Origin of the sequence: Mesorhizobium alhagi CCNWXJ12-2 (assembly GCF_000236565.1) — a bacterium.
GTDB classification, from domain to species: Bacteria; Pseudomonadota; Alphaproteobacteria; order Rhizobiales; family Rhizobiaceae; genus Allomesorhizobium; species Allomesorhizobium alhagi.
The window spans coordinates 13,375-36,189 of sequence record NZ_AHAM01000050.1 but is presented as its reverse complement, the minus strand read 5'-3'; the positions used below and the strand labels follow the sequence as shown (position 1 = coordinate 36,189).

Here is a 22,815-nt window from a genome sequence, read left to right as displayed (position 1 = left end):
CCAGGGGGAGCCGATACTGGCCGCGGCGATCTACAAGTTCCACCCGGATTTCGCGGGGAAGGTCAACGTCTGGTGGGGCGATCCCATCCACGACCATGGCCTGGCCACGTTCGAAGGCGGAGACGTCATGCCGATCGGCAGGGGCAATGTGCTCATCGGCATGAGCGAGCGCACGTCGCGCCAGGCGATCGGCCAGGTCGCCGCGGCTCTGTTCGAGAAAGGGGTGGCCGAACGCGTCATCGTTGCTGCCATGCCGAAGTTGCGCGCGGCCATGCATCTCGATACCGTATTCACCTTTGCCGATCGCGACTGCGTGCTGATCTATCCCGATATCGTCAACAGTATCGAGGCGTTCTCCTACCGCCCCGACGGCAAGGGCGGGCTCGAATTCCACAAGGACAAGGGAAGCTTCGTCGACACGGTGCGCGATGCGCTGGGGCTGAAGCAGATGCGCGTCGTCGAGACCGGCGGCAGCGACTACATGCGCGAGCGCACACAATGGGACAGCGGCGCCAATCTCGTCTGCGTCTCACCCGGCGTGGTCTTCGCGTATGATCGCAACACCTACGCCAACACGCTCCTGCGCAAGGCGGGCATCGAAGTGATTACAATCTCCGGATCCGAGCTCGGCCGCGGGCGCGGAGGCGGCCATTGCATGACCTGCCCAATCATTCGCGACCCGGTGGACTACTAGTAGGAAGGGATGCTGCCGTAGGCGCGAGCTCAAAATCGCCTTCGATGAGGCGCGAAGCGGGCGCTTCCTGGCTCTCACCATCTGGAGATTGCCAAAGCCACCAAACAAAAATCCCCCAGCTTGCGACGGGGCGTTTCGTTCTCTTCCCCTCTCCGTCTCCCCCGGATCAAGCCCGGGTCGGCACCTCTCCCCCGCTTAGCGGGGCGAGGAACCCAAGTGCTGAAGCGCCGCTCACATCTCACCTGGATTGCCAAATGGCTTCGCTTCGCGCCCGCCGGGGAACCCCGCTCCTCTCCCCCATCGTTCATGGGGGAGAGGTGGCCCGAAGGGCCGGTGAGGGGGCTACTTACTATGTTGCGGGATAAAATCTGAGATCGGTCGCAATGGTTTCCCCTCGGAGCCGTCCGTTGAGCGCAGCAAGGATAGTTTCGCAGGCCGCTGCCGTTTGGGTCCGTGCTTCATGGCTCCATAACCGGATCACCGAATAGCCGGCACTACGCATGAATTCGTCGCGCCTTCGGTCATATTCGCTGTCTGCGTGCTGGCTTCCATCGAGTTCGACGACGAGGCGACGTTCGCGGCAAACGAAATCAGCGAAATAGGGTCCGATGGGAAACTGCCGGACAAATTTGTGGCCGCCGAGCTTGCGGTCCTGCAACTCGATCCACAGCCGGCCCTCGGCCAGATTGTCGCCTTTGCGAAGGGATCTTGCGCGTTCGGTCGTGCCGGACTTGCGGCGGGTCCGGGTAGGCTTTGCGTCGTGCAAGAAAAAAGCCCCCTCACCGGCCCTTCGGGCCACCTCTCCCCCATGAAGTATGGGGGAGAGGAGAGCCGGCTGCAAGCTCGGCGCGAGGAACCCAAGTCCTGAAGCGCCTTATGCCGCCTTCTCCGTCTCCGCCGGTTCCCCCGCCTTCGCGCGGAAATTCAGCCGGTCGGAGCCGGCGGTGACCTTTACGGTCGAGCCGTCGAGGATCTCGCCCAGAAGGATGCGCTCGGCGAGCGGGTCCTGCAGTTCCTTCTGCATGACGCGCTTCAGGGGCCGCGCGCCATAGGCGGGGTCGTAACCCCTAGCGGCCAGCCAGTCGATCGCGTCCTGGTCGAGCGCGATGCTGATCTTGCGGTCGGAAAGCAGCCTTTCGAGCCGCTTCAGCTGGATCTGCACGATCTTGCCCATGTCCTCGCGGCGCAGCCGGTGGAACAGGATGATCTCGTCGACGCGGTTGAGGAATTCCGGCCGGAACGACGCCCGCACCACCGCCATGACTTCGTCGCGGACCTTGTCGACGTCCTCGCCCTCGCCCAGCGCCACCAGATATTCGGCGCCGAGATTGGAGGTCATGATGATCAGCGTGTTGCGGAAGTCGACCGTGCGGCCCTGCCCGTCGGTCAGCCGGCCGTCGTCGAGCACCTGCAGGAGCACGTTGAACACGTCCGGATGCGCCTTTTCGATCTCGTCGAAAAGCACGACCTGATAGGGCCTGCGCCGCACCGCCTCGGTCAGCGTGCCGCCTTCCTCGTAGCCGACATAGCCCGGAGGCGCGCCGACCAGGCGCGCGACCGAATGCTTCTCCATGAATTCCGACATGTCGATGCGCACCATGGCGTTCTCGTCGTCGAACAGGAAGGCGGCCAGCGCCTTGGTCAGTTCGGTCTTGCCGACGCCGGTGGGGCCGAGGAACATGAACGAGCCGATCGGCCGGTTGGGATCCTGCAGACCCGCGCGGGACCGTCGCACGGCTTTCGACACGGCCTGCACCGCCTCGCCCTGCCCGATCACGCGGGTCGCGATCTCGTCCTCCATGCGGAGGAGCTTGTCGCGCTCGCCCTGCAGCATCTTGTCGACCGGAATGCCCGTCCAGCGCGAGACGATGTGCGCGACGTGGTCGGGCGTGACGGTCTCCTCGACCATCGAGGTCACGCCGTCATGCGCTTCGGCTTCCTTGAGCTTGCGCTCGAGCTCGGGGATGCGGCCATAGGCGAGTTCGCCCGCGGTCTGGAACTCGCCATTGCGCTGGGCGATGGCGAGGTTGTTGCGGGCCTCGTCGAGCTGGCGCTTGAGGTCGGCGGCGAGGCCGAGTTTTGCTTTCTCGGACGCCCAGGCGGCGGTGATGGAGTCGGATTCCTCCTGCAGCCCGGTCAGTTCCTTCTCCAGCCGCTTGAGCCGATCCTTCGACGCTTCGTCCGTCTCGACCTTCAGCGCCTCGCGCTCGATCTTGAGCTGCATGATGCGGCGGTCGATCTCGTCGAGCGCTTCGGGCTTCGAATCGACCTGCATCCTCAGCCGCGACGCCGCCTCGTCGACAAGGTCGATCGCCTTGTCGGGCAGGAAGCGGTCGGCGATGTAGCGGTTGGAAAGCGTAGCGGCGCTCACCAGGGCCGAATCGGAGATCCGCACCTTGTGGTGCTGCTCGTATTTCTCCTTGAGGCCGCGCAGGATGGAGACCGTGTCCTCGACCGTCGGCTCGTTGACGAACACCGGCTGGAAGCGGCGGGCAAGTGCTGCGTCCTTCTCGACATGCTTGCGGTATTCGTCGAGCGTGGTCGCGCCGACGCAATGGAGTTCGCCGCGCGCCAGCGCCGGCTTGAGCAGGTTGGAGGCGTCCATCGCGCCCTCGGCCTTGCCGGCGCCGACCAGCGTGTGCATCTCGTCGATGAACAGGATGATCTCGCCGCTGGCGCTGGTCACCTCCGACAGCACCGCCTTCAGCCGCTCCTCGAACTCGCCGCGATATTTGGCGCCGGCAATCAGCGCGCCCATGTCGAGCGCCATCAGCTTCTTGTCCTTCAGCGATTCCGGCACGTCGCCATTGACGATGCGCAGCGCCAGGCCTTCGGCGATCGCCGTCTTGCCGACGCCGGGCTCGCCGATCAGCACCGGATTGTTCTTGGTGCGGCGCGACAGGACCTGGATCGTGCGGCGGATCTCGTCGTCGCGGCCGATGACCGGGTCGAGCCGTCCGCTCCGGGCGTCGGCGGTCAGGTCGCGCGCGTATTTCTTCAGCGCGTCATAGCCCTGCTCGGCGCTTGCCGAATCGGCGGTGCGGCCCTTGCGTATGTCGTTGATGACCTGGTTGAGCGCCTGCGCGGTGACGCCGGCCTTGGACAGGATCTCGGCGGACTTGGCGGATTTCTCGACCGCCAGCGCGGTCAGCAGGCGTTCGACCGTGACGAAGCTGTCGCCGGCCTTCTTCGCCAGCTCTTCAGCCGTGGAAAAGACCTTGGCCAGAGGCTGCGCCAGATAAAGCTGGCCGTTGGTGCCCTCGACGCGCGGCATGGCTTCCAGCGCGGCTTCGACGCCGAGCTTGACGTCCCGCACGCTGCCGCCGGCGCGCTCGATCAGCGAGGCGGCCAGGCCCTCATCGTCGTCGACCAGGACTTTCAGGATGTGTTCGGGCGTGAATTGCTGGTGGTTGCGGGAAAGCGCCATCGTCTGGGCGGACTGGATGAAGCCCCGCACGCGTTCGGAATATTTCTCAATGTCCATTTATGTCTCCTTCCTAACCGGCCCGCTTTGCGGCGCCGGATCGGCTTTGGGTGACGAGCCTGCTCTTCGAGCCAGGCTCACTATGGCAAGGATATGGGGCGCGCGTCGATTTCCCTCAAGATCGGCGGAACGCAATAAAATGCGGCGGAGACTTTCGTCCCCGCCGCACAATCCACGTCAATCTGTCCGTTGCGAAAATCAGCTCTCGACAGGCGTCAGGGCCGTGTCGCCGGAGGTTTCCACTGCGGGCGTCGCCTCGCCGGCATCGCCTGCGGGTTCATTGCCGCCCGCTTCCGCGGCCTGTTCGGGACGGCGCTCGCCGCGGCGCGGCCGGCGTCCGCGACGCGGAGCCGCATTCTGCTCGCCTTCGTCGCCGTTCCCGTCTGCCTGCGAAGCGTCGGGAGCAGCGGCCTCGGCCGCGGGGCTGGCCTCGGGGCGCGGCGGGCGCGGACGACGCTCGCGGTGGCGTCCGCCGCCATTCGGCGCGCCGGTGGATTCCGTATTCAGGGCTACCTCGGCGGGCGTGCCGTCGATGACCGGCTGCGGGCCCGAACCATTGCTCACCGGCGCGACAGGCGACGGAGCGGGCTGGGACTGAGCCTCGTTGGAGACGTTGGCCGGCGCGACATTCACCGCATTGCCGGCATTCTCGAGCTCATCGCGATCCTCGTCCTGGTCGTCGCTGAAATCGTCGCGATTTTGCTGCACCTGCTGGATCGGCATCTGCGCCTGGGCGGCTGCGATGATGCGATTGTAGTGCTCGGCGTGCTGGAGATAGTTCTCCGCCATCACGCGGTCGCCGGAACTCTGGGAGTCGCGGGCCAGCGTGGTGTATTTTTCGGCGATCTGCTGAGCGGACCCACGGATTTTCACGTCCGGTCCGTTGCTCTCGTAATTGCGCGTCAGGGGATTTGGTCCCTTGCGGTTGGGATTGTTGTTGTTGCCGCCGCCATTATTGCCGCGACCGCGCATGCGCCTGTTCTGCTGTTGTGGCCTCATCCGACTCTCTTCAATTTGAAATACATTTCACGAACGGGGGCGCCTCGGCAGCCAGCCGTTTCGTACTTTTCCGACGGTGTTCGCCCGCATCGATTGCGTTGGCGTCACGTGCCATCCCATTCCGGTCTCTGTCACTTGCCGGGCGATCCCCGTACGAAGCTAAAGCGTCGTTCACGCAAGAAGGCAGCTTGTTGAAAAAGGGAACCGAATTGGTAACAGCACTGCCTGCTTCGTCTCATCCGGTAGTTCGACCCTAGCTGCATTCGCCATCATTGCCAAGGCTTTTTTAAGCGTCTTCCGGTCTGCTTTCCTGGAACATAAGGACGCGGTCGTTTCCCGCGATATCCCGCACGGCTTTTATCAACCGGTAGCCTGCCCGTTGGAAAATGCCCGTTACGGCGTCCTTCTGGTCATAACCGATTTCAACGCCGATGGTTCCGCCGGCTGCAAGGCAGCGGTGCGCGCCTTCCGATATCAGGCGATAGGCATCGAGCCCGTCTTCGCCGCCATCCAGCGCTCTGCGCGGATCGAAATCACGCACGTCCGCCTGCAAATTGTCGATGTGCTTGGCAGGTATATAGGGAGGGTTCGAGACGATTGCATCGAATCGTTCGAAAATATTTGCGAACCAGTCGGAACGGAGCGGCGTGAAGCGTTCGCCAAGCCCGACTCGCCCGGCATTCAGCGCCGCCGTTTCAAGCGCATCCTCGGAAATGTCCACGCCGGTCGCCAGCGCCCGTTCGACCTCGCTCAGCAGCGCGAGCGCGATTGCGCCGGTACCGGTGCCGAGGTCCAGGATGCGGCATTCGCCCTTACGCGCAACGGTCTCGGAAATAACGGGCAGCATGGTCTCGACCAGCGTTTCGGTATCCGGCCGTGGCTCCAGCGTCTCGGGCGAAAGCAGGAGGTCGAGGCCGTAGAACTCGCGATGGCCGAAGATGCGGTGGACAGGTTCATGCGCAAGCCGGCGCCTTAACGCCGCGTCGATGGCGGCAAGCGCTTCGGCCGGAATCAGGCGATTCGGCGAAGAAATTGCTTCCGCGCGGCTGGCGCCTGAAAAGTGCTCGACGATCATGCGGGCTTCGAGCGCCGGATCGTCGATGTAAGGGACGGTCAGGCGGCTGCGGGCGAAGCGCAAAAGTTCGGATAAAGTAGTTGCCCCCTCCACCGCCTGAGCCTGTCCTCGGGCCGGCCTCTGGCCGGACCCGGGGGGCGGTCCCCCTCCCCCGCTTCGCAGGGGAGGATCCGAGGTTGCGGCCGGCGTCGCCGGCGTTGATCCTCCCCCGTTTACGGGGGAGGGGGACCGCCGAAGGCGGTGGAGGGGGCGCACATCACGCGTCATTTTTCCGCTATATCCGCAAGCAGCTTCGACTGGTGGTCGGAGATCAGCGCCGAGACGAGTTCGTCGAGTTCGCCCATCATGACCCGGTCGAGCTTGTAGAGCGTCAAATTGATGCGGTGGTCGGTGACGCGCCCCTGCGGGAAATTGTAGGTCCTGATGCGCTCGGACCGGTCGCCCGAACCGACCTGCAGCCGGCGGCTTTCGGACCGCTCGGTGTCGGCCCGCGACCGCTCCATGTCGAACAGCCGCGCGCGCAGGATCTGCATGGCGCGGGCGCGGTTCTGGTGCTGCGACTTCTCGGCCTGCACCACCATGATGCCGGTGGGCAGATGGGTGATGCGCACGGCCGAATCGGTGGTGTTGACGTGCTGGCCGCCGGAGCCCGACGCCCGCATCGTGTCGATGCGGATATCCTCGGAGCGTATCTCGATGTCGACCTCCTCCGCCTCGGGCAGCACCGCGACCGTCGCGGCCGACGTGTGGATGCGCCCGCTGCCCTCGGTCTCGGGCACGCGCTGGACCCTGTGCACGCCCGATTCGAACTTCAGGTGCGCGAAGACGCCTCTGCCCGACACGGTGGCGATGATTTCCTTATAGCCGCCGGCCTCGCCCTCGCTGGCCGACGCCACTTCCATCTTCCAGCCGCGCGCGGCGGCATAGCGCTCATACATGCGGAACAGATCGCCGGCAAAAAGCGCCGCCTCATCGCCGCCGGTTCCGGCGCGGATTTCGAGGATGGCGTTCTTCTCGTCGGCCGCGTCCCTGGGCAGGAGCAGTATCTGGATGTCCTTCTGCAGCGCCTCGATGCGCTCCTCCACCGCCGGCAGCTCGGCTTCGGCGAGCGAGCGCATCTCGGCGTCGGTCCCCTTGTCGGCCAGCATCGCCTGGAGGTCGGCCTCCTCCTGCTCGGCGGCGCGCAGCTCGCGGATTTTCGTCACCATGTCCTGGATGTCGGAATATTCCGAAGCCATCTTCACATAGGCGTCGGCATCCGGCCCAGCCGACATCTGCGCTTCGAGCATCTCGAAACGCTTGACGACTTGATCCATGCGGTCGCGGGGTAGGGAAATCATCTGATGCCTTGTTGCCTTCTGGCCAGCATGTAGGAGGCCGGCAGGAGGGCTGCCAATATCGGAGATCGCAAAAAAGCTCAATCTCGCCGGAAGACGGCTGCCGGCCCGAGGCAGCATCGAGGGAGATTCCGGAAACTCAGGCCGCCCCGCGTGAAAAGCCAAATCGCGGATATCGATGCTCAGAGCGGCCAGAAGAAAAGCAGCGTCGGCACGGCGACAGCGATGATTATGAGCTCAAGCGGCAGGCCCAGCCGCCAATAGTCGCTGAACCGGTAGCCGCCCGGTCCCATGATGATGGCATTGTTCTTGTGACCGATCGGCGTCAGCAATCCACAGGTTCCCGCGACCGCGACGCCCATCAGGAAGGGGTCCGGCGACACGCCAAGCGATTGTGCGACACCGACGCCGATCGGCGCCGCGATCAGCGCCGTGGCTATGCTGTTCAAAAAATCCGAAAGCACCATGGTCACCGCCATGACGACGGCGAGGATGAGCCAGACGGGCAGCCCTTCGGTCCGGCCTATTATGGCGGAGGTGACCAGTTGCGTGCCTCCGGCATTTTCGAATGCGGTCCCGAGCGGAATGAGCGATCCGAGCAGCACGATGATTGGCCATTCCACTGCGCCGTACACGTCCGACGGCGTTACAATGTTTGCCAGGGCAAACAGAGCTACGGCGCCAGCCAGCGCGATGGACAGTGAAGCCAGGCCGGCGACCGAAGCGGCGATGGCGACCGCGAAAATACCGATTGCCAGAAGCGCCTTGCGGCGCTGGATAACCGTATGGCTACGGTCAGCGATCGGCAGGACGCCAAGCCAATCGGCCGCATCGTCCAGGAGGTCGACCGGCCCGATCAGCAGGAGCACGTCACCCTGCCTGATAGTCAGTTTCTCCACCCTTTCCCTGAATCGCTTTCCGTTGCGCGACATGCCGAGCAGGCTGACCCCGCGGCGGTAACGCAACCGCATGTCGTGCATATTGCGGCCGATGGCGCGTGAACCCTCAGGCACGATCGCCTCGAGTAGCGACATCGTCTTGCCGGTGAGACCGTCCTGCTTGTCCTGCTTCAAAATTGCCAGCTTGGCCGCTCCGATGAAGGCCTCGATGGACTTGGGATCGCCCTCGAGCACAAGGTGGTCTCCCTTGTGGATTTCGGTCGCCGCTGCAAAGCCGGGCAGCCGCTTTTCACCCCGCACAAGTCCCAGAATTGTCACGTCGTGTTCGTCGCTGAGTTCGTAAAGATCAGAGGGCGTTTTCCCGATCGTGGTCGATTTTTCCGGAACCCGCGCCTCGGCTACGAACAGGTCGCTCTCGGCCGCGCCCGCCCCGGTCCTTTCGTTTCTCTGCGGGATGAGCCTCCAGCCTACGAGCGCCACGAAGGCTATGCCGACCACCGCGCAGACAAGCCCTACCGGGGTGAAATCGAACATGGTGTATGGCTCGCCGAGCGCTCTCTCGCGGAACTGTGCGATCACGATGTTGGATGGCGTCCCGATCAGCGTCACCATGCCCCCGAAGATCGTCGCGTATGACAGCGGCATGAGCGAGAGCGACGGCGAGCGGGACGCCTTCTTGGCCGCCTCGATGTCGAGCGACATGAGAACCACGATGGCGGCGACGTTGTTGATGACGGCTGAAAGCGCCGCGCCGATCACCGACATGATCGTGATGTGAAGGGGAAGCGCGCGTTTCGCACTTACCAGATGCTGGGCGATCAACTCGACCACACCGGCGTTGATCATGGCGCGCGAGATGACGAGCACCAGTGCGACAATCATGGTGGCCTCATGACCGAAGCCCTCGAACGCAGCCTCGGCCGTGACCGCACCGCCGAGAACGGCGATGATCAGCGCGCCGAAGGCGACCAGATCATAGCGGATGCGGCCCCAAACCAGCATGGCGAGAACCGCGCCCAGAAGCGCGAAGATGAAAACTTGCTCACCCGTCATGTGAAACCGTCCCTCGATTCGAGCCCTCCAACCTCGTGCAGGTTGTAGCTTTACAATGCGACGCCATCACAGCGGCGATAAACCTTGTTACCAGATTCACCCGAAACTGACAGGAATCCGCTCCTTACCCGCGGAAGGTGCGGGATGAATAGCCGCGCCACCTCCTCGATGCGGTAGCCGAGATCGGCTGTCCGGCGAGTTGCCGCACAGCGTCACCGGCGCCGCTTTGTGGAACTTCCGGTCCCGTCAGGCTCCGGCCTCGGGCGGTGCCGGCTTTACCATCTCGCCGAGATCCGGTTCGCCACAGCGCGCCAGGATGGCTTCGCGTACTGCGTCGCGCAGACGCAGTACAGCTGCAAAATCGGTTCCGGACGGCGCAATGGGAGCGCCGATCTCGATCGTGACCGGCGTATGCCGTGGAAACCATTGGTCGCCGCGCAGCATGGATCGCGTTCCGCGGATGATGCCGGGCAGCGCCGGCAGGTTGGCGTCCACCGCGATCTTGAAAGCTCCGAGATAGAAGGCGGAGAGCCCTGGTCTGCGCGTGAACGTGCCTTCGGGGAAGAAGACGAGAATGCGTTCCTGCCGGGCGATCCTGGTCAGGGATTCGGCGTCGGAAAGGCTGCCTTTGACGTCATAGCGCTCGACAAACGGTGTGCCTAAGCGGCGCAGGAAGGGCCCGGCAAAGACCTGTCCCGCCAGTTCCTTCTTGGCCACGAAAGCTGGTTCTCCCGGCAGAACCGCAGCCAGGACCAGGGCGTCCATGTAGCTCGAATGGTTGAATGCGACTATCGCGTTGCGGCGTGGAATGTGCTCGATGCCGCTCGCCGTGATGGTCACGCCGGCGAGGGCGAGCGCGGCACGGGCGATCTTCCTCGCCGCGGCCCAGCGCCAGTCGAGTCGCGGCAGAAGCATCACCGCCAGCCATGCCAGCAGGAAGCTGCAGCCCACGACGATCCACCACCATCCAGCGTAGAGAAGGTCGGCGAGAAACCGTCGCAGCCGCTTCAGTTGCGGGCCGGCTCCCGCAAGCGACAGCCGCAAGACCTGCCACCAGAGCGAGCGTTGCGGCGCTCCGATCGTCCCGCTCTCGTAAAGCTCCTTGGCCGCGCTGCGGCGAATCTTTCCGCTGGATGTCTTCGGCACGGCCCGCGGCGGCGCGAGGACCATATCGTCGGGAGGTGTCCCGGCGATATCCGTTGCGACCTCATGAGCTCGCTTTTGCAACTGCGCGCGGGCGGATTCGTCTGTCTCGCGCGTTTCCGCTACGACGACCACACGCTCCGTTCCCGTGGATTGATCGGTGGCGCCGAACACGACGACGCCTCCCTTGCGTACGCCGGGGATGCCCGCGACAGCCTCTTCGATCTCCTGCGGGTAGATGTGACGCCCGGCGCGGATGATGATGTCCTTCACCCGGCCGGTGATGTAGATATCACCGCTTGCCACATGCGGAGAAGAAATCGAGGCTCGTGGGCAGCATCAAAGCGACGCGATCGCCCGGCTCGACATTGCGGCGGATCAGGCCGGCGGCGACGGCGCGAGCCGATTGCGCCAGGTCCGCGTAGGTCATTGCCCCCAATGCCGTCGTGTCGTCCTGCAGGACCGTCAGGTGCAGGCGATCGGGATGCTGCGCCACGTGCCAGTCGAGAACCTCGACGAGTGTCTTTGCCTCTGTGGCCGCTGGAACGGGAGGAAGGTCAACGGCTGGCTGCGCCGTGCGGGCCGAGCCTGGCCGCGCGCCGGCGTGTTCGAGAGCATCGATCAGATCGCCGATCGTTTCCGCCTCGCCAACGATTTGAGCAGGCAGCCGCACCCTGAACGCGCGCTCGATCCGCAGAACCAGCTCCGTCCGACCAAGGCTATCGATGCCGAGATCCCTTTCGATCCGGCTCGACGGCGAGATGTCGATCGCGTTTGCACGCTGCGGCTGAAGCTCGTGCACGAACTCGCGCACCACGGCGATCAGGTCGCCCTCGCGTGATTTCACGTCATCGCGTGATCTGTTGTCATCGGTCGTGGAAACCATCTTCGTGCCCGTTCCCACGCCGCAACGCTAACGGCTTCAGGCAATTGGACGTTGACGCGATCAGCGCACTGTCAGCGCAATCAAGTCGTCCCTTTCGGTTGGCGTCGATGCGGATTGAAGCCGTGGCGGGCGGGAAGCCATTGTAATTAACTATGGCGTTGCGGTGGCTTAGCAACGGCGCTGGATCTGGCGCACCCGAACCGACCCTGCCAAATTTCAATGTCAGCTTTGCTCAGCAATCATGAATTTCACGCGTCCCATCGCCTTATCGCCTTTGGCCCGCCACCGGTCACCCGGACCTTCCGCCCGTCGCCTAAAGCGGGATGCCGCGGTCGTCGGCGAAAGTGTGAAGCAGCGCCCGCATCGGCAAATTGGCCGCCGGACCGGCTATATTGGTCGGGCGCGTCCCCACAAGGCCAGCCGTCGATCAGTTCGAGATTGGCGACATTGGAGCCACGCGGATCGGATGAGTAACTACCGTCCGCAATGATCGGCGGAGAAATCACAGAGTTTTCAATTCGCTGAGAATTGCCCCGCCGACATATCGGCGGGGCATCGACAACCTCACACGAACAGGAAATCGCTGAGCGCGAGCGCATTGTTGCCGGTCAGCGTCACGATGAGCTCGGCATCAAAGTTGTTGCCGGTCCCATCGCGGTCGTACCAGAGCCGACCGTTGTCCGATTCAAACACGAATTGCGGGCCGGTTCCCGAAGTGAGCGGGTCGGCGCCCACCACGAATCCCGGATTGCCGGTTGCCGCCATGCCGAAGTCCGAGCGGTCGATGACGAGCTTGTCTTGTCCGCGCGTGAAATCCACGATCTGGTCACCGGTGCCGAAGCCATCCTCACGGAAGACAAACTGGTCGTTGCCCGTGCCGCCCTCCAGCAGGTCGCCCCCTGCTCCGCCTTCCAGCACGTCGTTCCCCGCGCCACCGAAGAGGAAGTCGTCGGCTTCGCCCCCGAAGAAGGTCTCACTGGCGGACGTGCCGCGGATGTCGTCGTCCAGGTCGCTGCCGTAGACGATCTCGACGCCAGTCACCGTCAGGCCTTTGGCCATGCCGGCATTGTTGGCGTTGTTGGCCAGATCGAGAATGACGGATCTTTCGGACTCGAAGTTGAACTTCAGCGTGTCGATGCCGGCGCCGCCGTCGAAGATGTCGACGCCGGTCTCCACGTTGCGGACCAGCGTGTCGTTGCCCGTGTCGCCGTAGAGTTTGTCGCTGCCAGCGCCATCGTGAAGGATGTCGTTACCGGCACCGCCGCGCAGCGTGTCATTGCCATTGTTGCCCATGAGCACGTCATTGAGGGCGCTTGCCGTCACGGTATCATTGCCGCTGGTTCCGTAGAATTCCAGGCTTTCGGCGGCCGTGAACGTGGTGACCGAATTGACCGCAACAGTGTCGTTCGTGAAGGTGAAGCTCACACCGGTGGCCTGGTTGGAAAGATCCACATAAACTCGGTCGCTGCCGGTGCCCCCATCGGCGAAATCGCCATGGTTGATGCGCAACTGGTCGTCTCCGGCGCCGCCATAGAGCTTGTCCGCATGGGCGTCGAACTGAGTGTCGTAGGTCGCCTGGAGTATGTCGTTTCCGTCTCCGCCTTCGAGCAGGTCGATCCCCGCGCCGCCGTATAGAGTGTCATTGCCGCCAAGGCCTTCAGCGTATCGTTGCCCGAACCGCCGTGAAACAGGTCGACATATATCCCACCAGTGAGATTGTCGGCCCCCGAACCGGACCAAATCTGGACCTTCTCTACGTTCTTCAAGGTCACGTCGCCATTGGTAAGCACCGCGTTGGGCGATAGAACGAAGGTCAGGTTCTTGGTGGTTTGCGATCGGCTGACGGAGGCGGTGTCAATGCCCGTGCCGCCGTCGACCGTGAATGTCCCGGCCGTGCTGCCGCCGGAATAGTTGATGCTTACGGTATCATGACCGGCATCCAGTAGGATCGAGTTGGCGGCCGTACCAGCCGTGATCTCGAGGCTCACGGCGTCCTGGCCGTTGCCGGCCCTGATCGTGTTGCCGCCGAAATTGTCGGTAATCACGTCGTTACCGTCGCCGCCAATAAGCACGTCGTTGCCCGCCCCGCCGTCGAGCGTGTCGTTGCCGCTGCCGCCGGTCAGCCTGTCATAGCCCGCATTGCCGGAGAAATTGACCGACAGGGCGGCGCCGGCGGTAAGCACGTCGTTGCCCGCTCCGGAATGGATCGTGTAGTGCTCGGCGTCGGTGACGGTGGTGCCGTCGCTGAGCGTGCCCATGTTCCCGGTGATCGAGAAGGTCACCGCGGCGGCGGTGTCGTTGCGCATGATCGAGACTGAATCGACGCCCGCACCGGCGGTAATGGTATCCTTGCCTCCATTGCCGACCGAGATCGTATCGTTGCCGTCGCCGCCATTCACCGTGTCGACACCTATGCCGGCATCAAGGATATCGTCGCCCTTGCCGCCCGACAGCGTGTCGTTGCCGCCCCAACTCGTCATCTGGTCGTTGCCGTCCCACCCGGTCCAATTATCGGCGCTGATCGAGCCCGACCCACTGTCGAGCCAGTAGGCTTCGATTCCGATAAGGGTGGAACCATCCGAGAGCGTGTTGGTGACGGTAGAGGCCTTGGCGGTGAAGGTGCCCGCCAGTTTGTTGACCACGAGCACGTCTGTGCCGAGGCCGCCGTCGATCGTATCCTTGCCCTCGCCGATCACCACACCGACTATATCGTTGCCGGCGCCGGCCTTGATGATGTCGATACCGGCATTGCCGTACAGGTTGTCATTGCCGTTGCCGCCGTCGATGTTGTCGTCGCCTGCCTCACCTTGCAGGAAGTCGTTGCCGTCTCCACCCGAGACCGTGTCGTTGCCGGCGCCGGCCATCAGGAAATCGTCGCCGTACTCTCCGTAGATCTGGTCGTTTCCGACATCGCCCATGATTGTGTCACTGCCGTAGCTACCCTTGAGCGTGTCGTCGCCCAGCCCGCCCATGACAAGATCATTACCGTTGTCGCCGTTCAAAGTGTCGGCGCCATCGCCGCCGATCAGAACGTCGTTACCGATGCCGCCCTTGATGTAATCGTTGCCGGCGCCACCATCCAGCGTGTCATCCCAACGGCCGCCGGTGAGGACGTCGTTAAAGTTGCTGCCCATTATCTGGTATTGCTCGACATTGATGACTTTGATGTTCCCCAAGACGGTCGATTGCGCAATCGGATCCGCTGCGGTGAACACGACCCGCGCCGCCTGGTCTCCATAGTTGACCATCAGCGTATCGAAGCCGAGACCGCCATCGACGATATCGCCGTTGCCATTCGCCAGGTCGAAGACATTGATCCTGTCGTCACCGGTACCGGCATTGATCGTATCGGCGCCCGCGCCGCCATCGATATTGTCGCTGCCGGAATTGCCGTTCAGCACGTCGGCGCCGTCATCCCCGGAGATGAAATCGTTCTGGAATCCGCCCGATGCGGTGTCATTTCCCGAAGACGCCAGGATGAAGTCATCGCTCAAGCCGCCGGTGATAACATCCGCAGCCGTGGTCCCGAAAAGCGTATCGGCTGTATCTGTTCCTGGTATATTTGCCATCGTTCGTTACCTCCGTGATGACGCAAAATTTCGTACCCGCCTCGCTCCAGCGAGGCAGCCTGGTTAAGTCGTTTCGTGCTGGCCCGGCCCTGCTGTCGGCGCGGCCGGTGAAGGGACGACTGACCCTGCCGCAGGCGGGGCCCGTCCTTGGAAAGGCTGAACAGTTCTTAGCCTTCAGCCTGGTATGTCATTCAGTTGCACCCACTCATTCGCGTCTGCGGCGCCGTGCGATCCGGTGGCGGGCAATCACAAACCACGCCGCCGCTTTCGCGACATTTCGCATTTCTTCGATTCTCCATCTGGAGCCGCAACGGGAGTGCCATTTATGAACTGATACGAAACTTGTGAAATTAAATATTGGTATGGCTTCCATTCACGGAACAAATACAGTTCGCTCAATGCAGGTACAGCGCCAGACCCATTCGCCCCGATGTGCTGCTTCGAGCGACATCGAGCGGGGAAAGGGAACAGCTCGTACAACTGTCGGGATTTTTTCTTTGGCGTCATGCAAAAGCGCCATTGGCAATTGTCGCGCAACTGGCGCATTGTTCGTAGCCCCGATGAGTGACTGCACGTTTGGATAGCTTGCACTGGCGTCGATGTGGCAGTGATCTCGCTATCGTTCATTGTCGGGCAGATTGGGTACGGCCCTCGTCGACAAGAACACGCGCCCACAGTCCAGTTCACGCGGACGGCGGAAGACGAGCGCTAGATCCCGTGGCGAAATTTGCGGATTCACGGAACTGTAACCGGAACCTCTACCGCGCGACATCGTGCGGTTACAAGGCGTGCGGAAATAGCCGGCGTTTGCAACCGGCCGAGCCGGCCTGCCTTGCGGGGGCATGAAACATGAACTTCAACGGATTCGATCTGAATCTGCTCAGGGTTTTCGACGCGCTGATGCGCGAACGCAGTGTCACGCGTGCCGGCGACCAGATCGGGCTTAGCCAGCCTGCTGTCAGCGCAGCGCTCAAGCGGCTGCGCGAAATTCTCGACGATCAGCTCTTCATCCGCCGCGGCAACGACATGATACCCACTCCTCGGGCACTCGAACTCGGTTCATCCACTCGTGAGGCGCTGGGCAAGATCGAGTTCGCCTTGCGCAACCGAAAGCAGTTCGATCCCGCGACCATCCAGCGACGTTTCACGTTTCTGGGTTCGGATGTGTTCTCTTTGATGATGATGCCCGCGCTTTCCAGGCGCTTCGCGGAGGAAGCACCGGGTATTTCGCTTCAACTCGTCGACAACGCTTGGGGAAATGCCGAGAGGTTGCTCCAGGAAGGCGCTGTCGACATTGCCCTGGAAGGCGAACTTGATGTCCCCGATTGGGTCTCCAGCATGCATCTGCTGTCCGCGCCCTATGTCGTCGTGGCCTCAGCCAAGCACCCTGGAATTGCTGCGGCAGGCATTGCCCCGCGCGAGGTGATTCCCCTGGACTTGTTTTGCCAGCTGCATCACGTGGTGAGATCGTCCAGCGGTATGGTGAACTGTGTAGTGGATTCAGCGCTCGCCAAGGTGGGACGCAAGCGCCATGTGACGCTGATCCTGCCGCATACGCTCGGCGTTGCCATCGCAACAGCCAATTCTCTACACCTCGCCACTGTTCCGCGCCAATTTGCTGACCTGATGGCGACGCATCTGGGGCTGAAAATCTACGAATCGCCCGTACCGCTCCCGGCAACGAACATCAACGTATTCTGGCACGCCCGCCATAATGGCGATCTCGCTCACCAATGGCTGCGCCGGCAAATGGTGCGGGTTCGAGACGACTTCGAGGCGAGGATGCGCATGCGAACTAGCGCTGCGCTTTCCGTCGGTTGGCCAGTTAGTTCCGGTCAGGGAGCCGCAGGTGTCGAAGCCAGTCCGTCCGACAGCTTTCGTGTATCGTATCGCGCTTAAAAGGGCTCTTCCGCAATGAGCCGCCAGCGGTCACTCCGGACCGTCTGCTCCTCACCTAAAGCGGGATGCCGCGATCGTCGGCGAATGTGTGGAGCAGCGCACGCATGGGCAGGTTGGCCGCTGATCCGGCCAGATTGTCGGCCATGAACGCTTTGAGTTCGCCGAGCGGCAGTTCGGCCAGCATCGCCTTGACCGGGCCGATCGAGGCCGGCGACATCGAGATCGAGCGGTAGCCGAGCCCGACCAGCGCCATCGCCGAGATCGGGCGGCCGGCGAGTTCGCCGCACAGCGTCACCGGCGTGTGAGTGCGGTGGCCGGCATCGGCGACATGCTTGAGCACGCGCAGGAACGGCACCGACAGCGGATCGAAGCGGTCGGAGAGCTGCGTGTTGCCGCGGTCCGTCGCCATCACGAACTGGAACAGGTCGTTCGATCCGACCGAGACGAAGTCCACCGCCTGCATCAATTCGTCGAGCTGCCAGAGCAGTGACGGCACTTCCAGCATCGCGCCGAGCTTCAGGCTCGTCGGCAGGTGATGGGCGAAGCGCGACAGATGCCGGACCTCGCGGTCGATGATCTCGCGCGCCTGCGCGATCTCGCCGAGTTCGGTCACCATCGGCAGCATGACCCTGAGTTCACGCCCGCCCGCAGCCTTCAGCAGCGCGCGTATCTGCGAGCGCAGCAGGCCCGGCCGGTCGAGCGTCAGGCGGATTGCGCGCCAGCCGAGCGCCGGGTTTTCCTCGACCACCGAGGCCTTGAAGTAGGGCAGCACCTTGTCGCCGCCGATGTCGATGGTGCGGAAGGTCACGGGCTTGCCCCGCGCCGCATCGAGCACGTCGCGGTAGAGCCGTTCCTGCGCTTCGGCGCGCGGGAAGGTCGAGGCCACCATGAACTGCAGTTCGGTGCGGAATAGCCCGATGCCGGCGGCGCCCGCTTCGGCAAGCTGCGGCAGATCGACGGCCAGTCCCGCATTCATCATCAGGTCGATGGCGACGCCGTCCTTGGTCAGCGACGGCTTGTTGCGCAGTTCGCGATAGAGTTCCTGCCGGCGCGCGCGGAACCGGGCCTTCTCGGCATAGGCGGCTTCCAGATCCGCCTGCGGCCGGAGATGGATCGAGCCCTCGTCGCCGTCGACGATGATGGCGTCGCCATTCTCCGCCATGGAGACGGCGCCCTTCACCTGGCCCGCCACCGGTATGCCCATTGCGCGCGCCACGATGACGACGTGGCTGGTGATCGCCCCGTCCTCCAGCACCACCCCGCGCAGCTTCTCGCGCGGATAGTCGAGCAGTTCGGCCGCCCCCATCGAACGCGCCACGATGATCGCGTCCTTGGGCAGCGACGAGGCGATGTCGTCGGGCGAGCGGCCCATGAGCTGGCGCAGCAGCCGGTTGGCGAGATCGTCGAAATCGCTCATCCGCTCGCGCAGATAGGGGTCGGTCATGTGCAGCATGCGCGCGCGCATGTCGCTCTGCACCTTCTCGACCGCCGCCTCCGCCGTCAGGCCGTTGCGCACCGCCTCCTCGAGGCGGCGCACCCAGCCGCGGTCGTTGGCGAACATGCGGTAGGCTTCCAGCACCTCGCGGTGCTCGCCCTCGAACGCCACTTCGCGGCGCGACAGCATGTCGTCGATGGAGAGCCTGAGCGAGGACAGCGCGTTCTCGAGACGGCCGATCTCCTCGTCGCTATCCTCGTTGAACAGGTTGGTGACGACGATGCGCGGCTCGTGCAGCACGACATGGCCGAGGCCGACGCCTTCGTTGAAGGACAGGCCCTGGAAACTCACCGGGCGGCGCAGATCGAGTTCCAGCCCCGGCCGCGTCAGCCGCGCGAGATCGCCGGTGGCGATCATCTCGGCGATGACCATCGCCGTGGTCTCCAGCGCCTCGACCTCGTCCTCGCGGTAATGGCGATGGGTACGGTTCTGCACCACCAGCACGCCGAGCGTGCGCCCTGCCCTCAAGACCGGCACGCCGAGGAACGAATTGTAGATTTCCTCCCCGGTTTCCGGGAGGTAGGTGAAGGCCGGATGCTCCTGCGCGTCCGACAGGTTTAGCGCCCGCGCGCTCGCGGCGATGGTGCCGACAAGGCCCTGGCCGAGGCGCAATTGCGCAAGGTGCACCGAACCCGGATTGAGGCCTTCGGTGGCGTAGAGCTCGAGCACCGAATCGGCGCGCAGTATGTAGAGCGAGCAGACCTCCGCGACCATGTTCTTGGCGATGTCGCGGACGATGCGGTCGAGCCGCTCCTGCGGCTCCAGCGGCTCCGCCATGAGCTCGCGGAGCCGTTTCAACAGAACGCGCGGGCCGCCGGCCAGGTCACGCATCAGGCATCGTCTCCAAAATCCTCAGCTCCGGCGCAGCCTCCACGACGCGCCGGCGAATCCGAGACCGCAAAACTAGTCTAACTATTGCTTATCCAGACCGTAGACGGAATGCAAAGTACGAACCGCAAGTTCCGTATAAGGTCCGTCGATCAGGATCGATATCTTGATTTCCGACGTTGTGATGGCGCGGATGTTGATCGACTTGTCGGCCAGCGCCTTGAAGGCGGTGGCGGCGACGCCCGCATGGCTGCGCATGCCGATGCCGATCACCGACACTTTCGACATGCCCTCGTCGTGCTGGACAACGTCGAAACCGACCGTTTCCTTTATGCGGCCGAGCACGGCCAGCGCCTTGTCGACGTCACCCGAAGGCACGGTGAAGGTCATGTCGGTGCGTGAGCCGTCCTCGGAAATGTTCTGGACGATCATGTCGACATTGATGTTGGCCTCGGCCAGTGGACCGAAGATGCCGGCTGCGACGCCGGGGCGATCCGCGACGCGGCGCAGCGATATCTGGGCCTCGTCCTTGGCGTAGGCAATTCCGGTGACGACCTGCTGTTCCACGATTTCATCCTCGTCGCAAATTAGCGTTCCGGGCGGATTGTCGAAATCCCCCATGCCGGGCGCATCCGGATCGTCGAAGGACGATCGCACGAATGTGCGCACCCTGTGCACCATTGCAAGCTCGACCGAGCGCACCTGCAGCACCTTGGCGCCGAGCGAGGCCATTTCGAGCATTTCCTCGAAGGAGATCTTCGCCAGTCGCCGCGCCTTCGGCTCGACGCGCGGGTCGGTCGTGTAGACCCCGTCGACATCGGTGTAGATGTCGCAGCGGTCGGCCTTCACCGCCGCCGCGATCGCCACCGCTGACGTGTCGGAGCCGCCGCGGCCGAGGGTCGCGATGCGATTGTCCGCCCCGATGCCTTGAAAGCCCGCGACCACGGCAACCTGTCCCTCGCCGAAGCGCGTGATCAGGAAAGAGCCGTCAATGTCGAGGATGCGCGCGGCGCCATGGGCGTTGTCGGTCCTGATCGGGATCTGCCAGCCCTGCCAGGAGCGCGCATGCACGCCCATATTCTGCAGCGCAATCGCCAGGAGCCCGGCCGTAACCTGCTCGCCCGATGCTACGACGGCATCATATTCGCGGGCATCGTGCATGGGCGAGGCCTCGCGCGTCCAGGCGACCAGCTCGTTGGTCTTGCCGGCCATCGCCGAAACCACCACCGCGACCTCGTGGCCGGCGTCGACCTCGCGTTTGACATGGCGCGCCACATTGCGGATGCGGCTGATGTCGGCGACGGAGGTTCCGCCGAATTTCATCACGATGCGCGCCATGAAGACTTGATGCCTTTTCGCGGATGCCCAGGCCTGAGGCTGGGGGATTGAACGGAGAAAACCGCACCGAAGCCCGGTGCGGAAGTCGCGGGCCTCCTTATCCAAATACCCATGCTTCCGCAAGAAGCGTGCTGTCTCCCCTGGGGTATTGCGCGGCCTCTCCGCCGATACCGTCGAAAGCCGCTCCGGGCGACAACATGGCATTTCGCCGCCAAAGGCAGCGGTCCCCGCATTGACCATCGTCGCTTTCGCGCACAACAATGCGCGCAGGGAGGAAACCCATGGACCTGACGGACAAGTGGCGGCACATGTCGACCGCGCCAAGGGACGGCAGCCGGTTCCTGGCGACGGTCAGGCCTGTCGAGCAAGGCGCGGCCGATGTCGACGTGGTCTACTGGGCGCGTTCAGACCAGTTCGGCATGGAGGGTTGGCGCGCCGCCGATTCCACGCCCGGTGCGATCATCGGCTATGCCGAACCGGAGCTGATTTGCTGGATGCCGCTGCCCACGCCCAGTCCCGGCCGAGAGCCGCTTTCCATACCCGAACCCTACGAGGGCGAGGAGATCCAGATCGACGGCTCCGGCATCTGAAGCGCGCGCGGCGCTCCGGCGTCAGGCGAATGCGCCGCGGCTGGTTTTCGCAGAGAGAATCATTGCCAAGGTTCGTAGCTACGGTATCGAGCAGAGAAGGCGGCGGCCGTCGGTCGCCGCTTCTGTTGCGATCTGACGTCAGGCCGCCCGTGCGGCTTCGGGCTCTCTGCAAGGCGGAAAAATGCGCCCGCCAATGCCGCGCGCGGCGTCCAGCAATTCGCTGGTGTCGGATGTCTCCGGCGTGAGCAGAAGTTCGGACGTCACGACCTTCGCGCCGCAATAGTCGAAGATACCGTGATCGATCTGCGTTCGCATGGCGCCGAAATAGCCGTGCCGTGCATAGGTCCGCATGTTGGCGCCGCCAACGGCGACGAGATGCACCTTGAGATGCTGCAGCTTTTTCGTGAGCTTGATGTCCGTCGCTTCGTCATAAGCCCAGCCGTTGGCAAAGACGCGATCGATCCAGCCCTTGAGCAGGCCGGGCATCGACCACCAGTAGACCGGATAGACCAGCACCAGCGCATCGGCCCGGTCGATCCTGGCCTGCTCGGTGGCGACGTCCGCAGGAGCAGCGGCCTCCCTGTGATAGAGGGCGATGTCGGCTGCATTGAACCTCGGATCGAACGCTTCCGCGGCCAAGTCCGCGATCTCAATGGAATTGCCGGGACTGGACAGGGTCACACCCTGGGCGACTTGCGCGGCCACGCTGTGGCTCAGCGACGTGGGAACGGGATGCGCGACGACGATAAGCGCGTGCATGGTGGAACTCCTGTTGAGTGATTGCGGATCGGAGGAAACGCCTATATACTTTTAGTAAGATACTTTTGGTATATAGTGATGTCAACTGTGAAAATGGATAATGGCGCCATATCGCATCGACGCCGCCTGACGCGGCAGGAGCGGCTGCAGCAGCTCCTGGACGTGGCTTGGCGGCTGACGCGCGAGGAGGGGACCGACGCACTGACGCTGCCGCGCCTCGCCGAACAGGCGAAGATCACGAAACCCGTGGTCTACGATCACTTCGGGACACGCGCCGGCCTGTTGCTGGCCCTCTATCGGGATTTCGATGCGCGCCAGACGGCGATCATCGACGGTGCGATCGAGGCGAGCGAGCCGACACTCGCGGGCCGGGCATCGGTGATCGCGTCGTCTTATGTCGACTGCGTGCTGGCGCAGGGGCGGGAGATGCCGGGAGTGATCTCGGCCCTGACCAGTTCCCCGGAACTCGAGCAGGTGAAACGTGAATATGAAGCGGTCTTTCTGGAAAAATGCCGAGCCGCCCTCGAACCTTTCGCCGAAGGCTCGATAACGCCCGCGGCCTTGCGAGCGATGCTGGGGGCCGCCGCGGCCCTTTCCAACGCAGCCTTGGCGGAAGAGGTCACGATCGACGAGGCGAAGGCCGAACTTTACGAAATCATCGTCGCCATGGTTGGCAGGAGCGGACGAAACCACTCTCGGGCCAATGCTTAGACGCAGTCTGGTCTTGTGGTCGGGGCGGATTCCATCTGGATAGCAAAGGGGCGGCG

16 protein-coding genes and 2 pseudogenes are annotated in these 22,815 nt (G+C 63.5%); 4 read left to right on the top strand and 14 right to left on the bottom strand.

What is annotated here, in order from left to right; genetic code table 11:
• A partial coding sequence (locus tag MAXJ12_RS07335; RefSeq protein WP_008835167.1) for an arginine deiminase family protein occupies positions 1-694 on the top strand: 694 nt, incomplete at its 5' end.
• Between the two features lie 349 nt (positions 695-1,043).
• Here the strand turns inward: MAXJ12_RS07335 and MAXJ12_RS07330 are convergent.
• The 11 genes and pseudogenes from MAXJ12_RS07330 to MAXJ12_RS07290 form a co-directional block, all read right to left on the bottom strand.
• Entirely contained in the window at positions 1,044-1,460 is a 417-nt protein-coding gene (locus MAXJ12_RS07330) for an endonuclease domain-containing protein (RefSeq protein WP_008835166.1), read from the bottom strand.
• Positions 1,461-1,568: 108 nt separating this feature from the next.
• A complete protein-coding gene (clpB, locus tag MAXJ12_RS07325; RefSeq protein WP_008835165.1) occupies positions 1,569-4,178 on the bottom strand; it encodes an ATP-dependent chaperone ClpB in 2,610 nt (869 codons plus the stop codon).
• A 198-nt stretch (positions 4,179-4,376) separates the two neighbouring features.
• Positions 4,377-5,177 (bottom strand): DUF4167 domain-containing protein, encoded by an 801-nt coding sequence (locus tag MAXJ12_RS07320; protein ID WP_139043817.1) that lies wholly within the window; start codon positions 5,175-5,177, stop codon positions 4,377-4,379.
• Between the two features lie 286 nt (positions 5,178-5,463).
• Positions 5,464-6,345 (bottom strand): peptide chain release factor N(5)-glutamine methyltransferase, encoded by an 882-nt coding sequence (gene prmC / locus MAXJ12_RS07315; RefSeq protein WP_040585271.1) that lies wholly within the window; start codon positions 6,343-6,345, stop codon positions 5,464-5,466.
• A 170-nt stretch (positions 6,346-6,515) separates the two neighbouring features.
• Positions 6,516-7,592, bottom strand: a complete 1,077-nt coding sequence (gene prfA, locus MAXJ12_RS07310; protein WP_008835162.1) for a peptide chain release factor 1 — start codon at positions 7,590-7,592, stop codon at positions 6,516-6,518.
• Between the two features lie 179 nt (positions 7,593-7,771).
• Positions 7,772-9,541: an SLC13 family permease gene (locus MAXJ12_RS07305; RefSeq protein ID WP_008835161.1), complete on the bottom strand. Its 1,770-nt coding sequence runs from the start codon at positions 9,539-9,541 to the stop codon at positions 7,772-7,774.
• A 246-nt stretch (positions 9,542-9,787) separates the two neighbouring features.
• The gene (locus tag MAXJ12_RS07300; protein WP_050898798.1) at positions 9,788-10,990 is read right to left on the bottom strand and encodes a lysophospholipid acyltransferase family protein; all 1,203 of its coding nucleotides are present in this window, start codon (positions 10,988-10,990) and stop codon (positions 9,788-9,790) included.
• Complete coding sequence (locus MAXJ12_RS38705; RefSeq protein WP_040585269.1) at positions 10,977-11,570, bottom strand: acyl carrier protein; 594 nt, start codon at positions 11,568-11,570, stop codon at positions 10,977-10,979. Before MAXJ12_RS38705 ends, MAXJ12_RS07300 begins: the two co-directional genes overlap by 14 nt.
• 564 nt (positions 11,571-12,134) lie before the next feature.
• Positions 12,135-13,079: a calcium-binding protein gene (locus MAXJ12_RS37545; protein WP_157999625.1), complete on the bottom strand. Its 945-nt coding sequence runs from the start codon at positions 13,077-13,079 to the stop codon at positions 12,135-12,137.
• A 105-nt stretch (positions 13,080-13,184) separates the two neighbouring features.
• Positions 13,185-13,310: pseudogene (locus MAXJ12_RS38700) on the bottom strand (hypothetical protein); the annotation flags it as partial.
• A pseudogene (locus tag MAXJ12_RS07290) lies at positions 13,265-15,139 on the bottom strand (beta strand repeat-containing protein); the annotation flags it as partial. The pseudogenes MAXJ12_RS07290 and MAXJ12_RS38700, both read right to left, overlap by 46 nt.
• Positions 15,140-15,988: 849 nt before the next feature.
• Between MAXJ12_RS07290 and MAXJ12_RS07285 the strand changes: the two are divergent.
• Positions 15,989-17,038 carry a LysR family transcriptional regulator gene (locus MAXJ12_RS07285; protein WP_008835160.1) on the top strand — a complete coding sequence of 350 codons (1,050 nt, stop codon included), beginning with the start codon at positions 15,989-15,991 and terminating at the stop codon, positions 17,036-17,038.
• A 55-nt stretch (positions 17,039-17,093) separates the two neighbouring features.
• Here the strand turns inward: MAXJ12_RS07285 and ptsP are convergent, their stop codons facing one another.
• Complete coding sequence (ptsP, locus tag MAXJ12_RS07280; protein WP_008835159.1) at positions 17,094-19,364, bottom strand: phosphoenolpyruvate--protein phosphotransferase; 2,271 nt, start codon at positions 19,362-19,364, stop codon at positions 17,094-17,096.
• Between the two features lie 81 nt (positions 19,365-19,445).
• Positions 19,446-20,699 (bottom strand): aspartate kinase, encoded by a 1,254-nt coding sequence (locus MAXJ12_RS07275; protein WP_008835158.1) that lies wholly within the window; start codon positions 20,697-20,699, stop codon positions 19,446-19,448.
• A gap of 281 nt (positions 20,700-20,980) precedes the next feature.
• Between MAXJ12_RS07275 and MAXJ12_RS07270 the strand changes: the two genes are divergently transcribed.
• The gene (locus MAXJ12_RS07270) at positions 20,981-21,289 is read left to right on the top strand and encodes a hypothetical protein (protein ID WP_008835157.1); all 309 of its coding nucleotides are present in this window, start codon (positions 20,981-20,983) and stop codon (positions 21,287-21,289) included.
• Positions 21,290-21,427: 138 nt separating this feature from the next.
• Here MAXJ12_RS07270 and MAXJ12_RS07265 read toward each other — a convergent pair whose 3' ends face one another.
• Positions 21,428-22,048 (bottom strand): NAD(P)H-dependent oxidoreductase, encoded by a 621-nt coding sequence (locus MAXJ12_RS07265; protein WP_008835156.1) that lies wholly within the window; start codon positions 22,046-22,048, stop codon positions 21,428-21,430.
• 78 nt (positions 22,049-22,126) lie between these two features.
• Between MAXJ12_RS07265 and MAXJ12_RS07260 the strand changes: the two genes are divergently transcribed.
• On the top strand, positions 22,127-22,759 hold the full coding sequence (locus tag MAXJ12_RS07260; RefSeq protein WP_040585266.1) for a TetR/AcrR family transcriptional regulator: 633 nt from the start codon (positions 22,127-22,129) through the stop codon (positions 22,757-22,759).
• The last annotated feature ends 56 nt before the right edge of the window (positions 22,760-22,815 follow it).

Coding starts and splice junctions, on each gene's coding strand:
- clpB (WP_008835165.1), bottom strand. CDS start 4,178: ATGGACATTGAGAAATATTCCGAACGCGTGCGGGGCTTCATCCAGTCC.
- MAXJ12_RS07320 (WP_139043817.1), bottom strand. CDS start 5,177: ATGAGGCCACAACAGCAGAACAGGCGCATGCGCGGTCGCGGCAATAAT.
- prfA (WP_008835162.1), bottom strand. CDS start 7,592: ATGATTTCCCTACCCCGCGACCGCATGGATCAAGTCGTCAAGCGTTTC.
- MAXJ12_RS07305 (WP_008835161.1), bottom strand. CDS start 9,541: ATGACGGGTGAGCAAGTTTTCATCTTCGCGCTTCTGGGCGCGGTTCTC.
- MAXJ12_RS38705 (WP_040585269.1), bottom strand. CDS start 11,570: ATGGTTTCCACGACCGATGACAACAGATCACGCGATGACGTGAAATCA.
- MAXJ12_RS07285 (WP_008835160.1), top strand. CDS start 15,989: ATGAACTTCAACGGATTCGATCTGAATCTGCTCAGGGTTTTCGACGCG.
- ptsP (WP_008835159.1), bottom strand. CDS start 19,364: ATGCGTGACCTGGCCGGCGGCCCGCGCGTTCTGTTGAAACGGCTCCGC.
- MAXJ12_RS07275 (WP_008835158.1), bottom strand. CDS start 20,699: ATGGCGCGCATCGTGATGAAATTCGGCGGAACCTCCGTCGCCGACATC.
- MAXJ12_RS07270 (WP_008835157.1), top strand. CDS start 20,981: ATGGACCTGACGGACAAGTGGCGGCACATGTCGACCGCGCCAAGGGAC.
- MAXJ12_RS07265 (WP_008835156.1), bottom strand. CDS start 22,048: ATGCACGCGCTTATCGTCGTCGCGCATCCCGTTCCCACGTCGCTGAGC.
- MAXJ12_RS07260 (WP_040585266.1), top strand. CDS start 22,127: ATGTCAACTGTGAAAATGGATAATGGCGCCATATCGCATCGACGCCGC.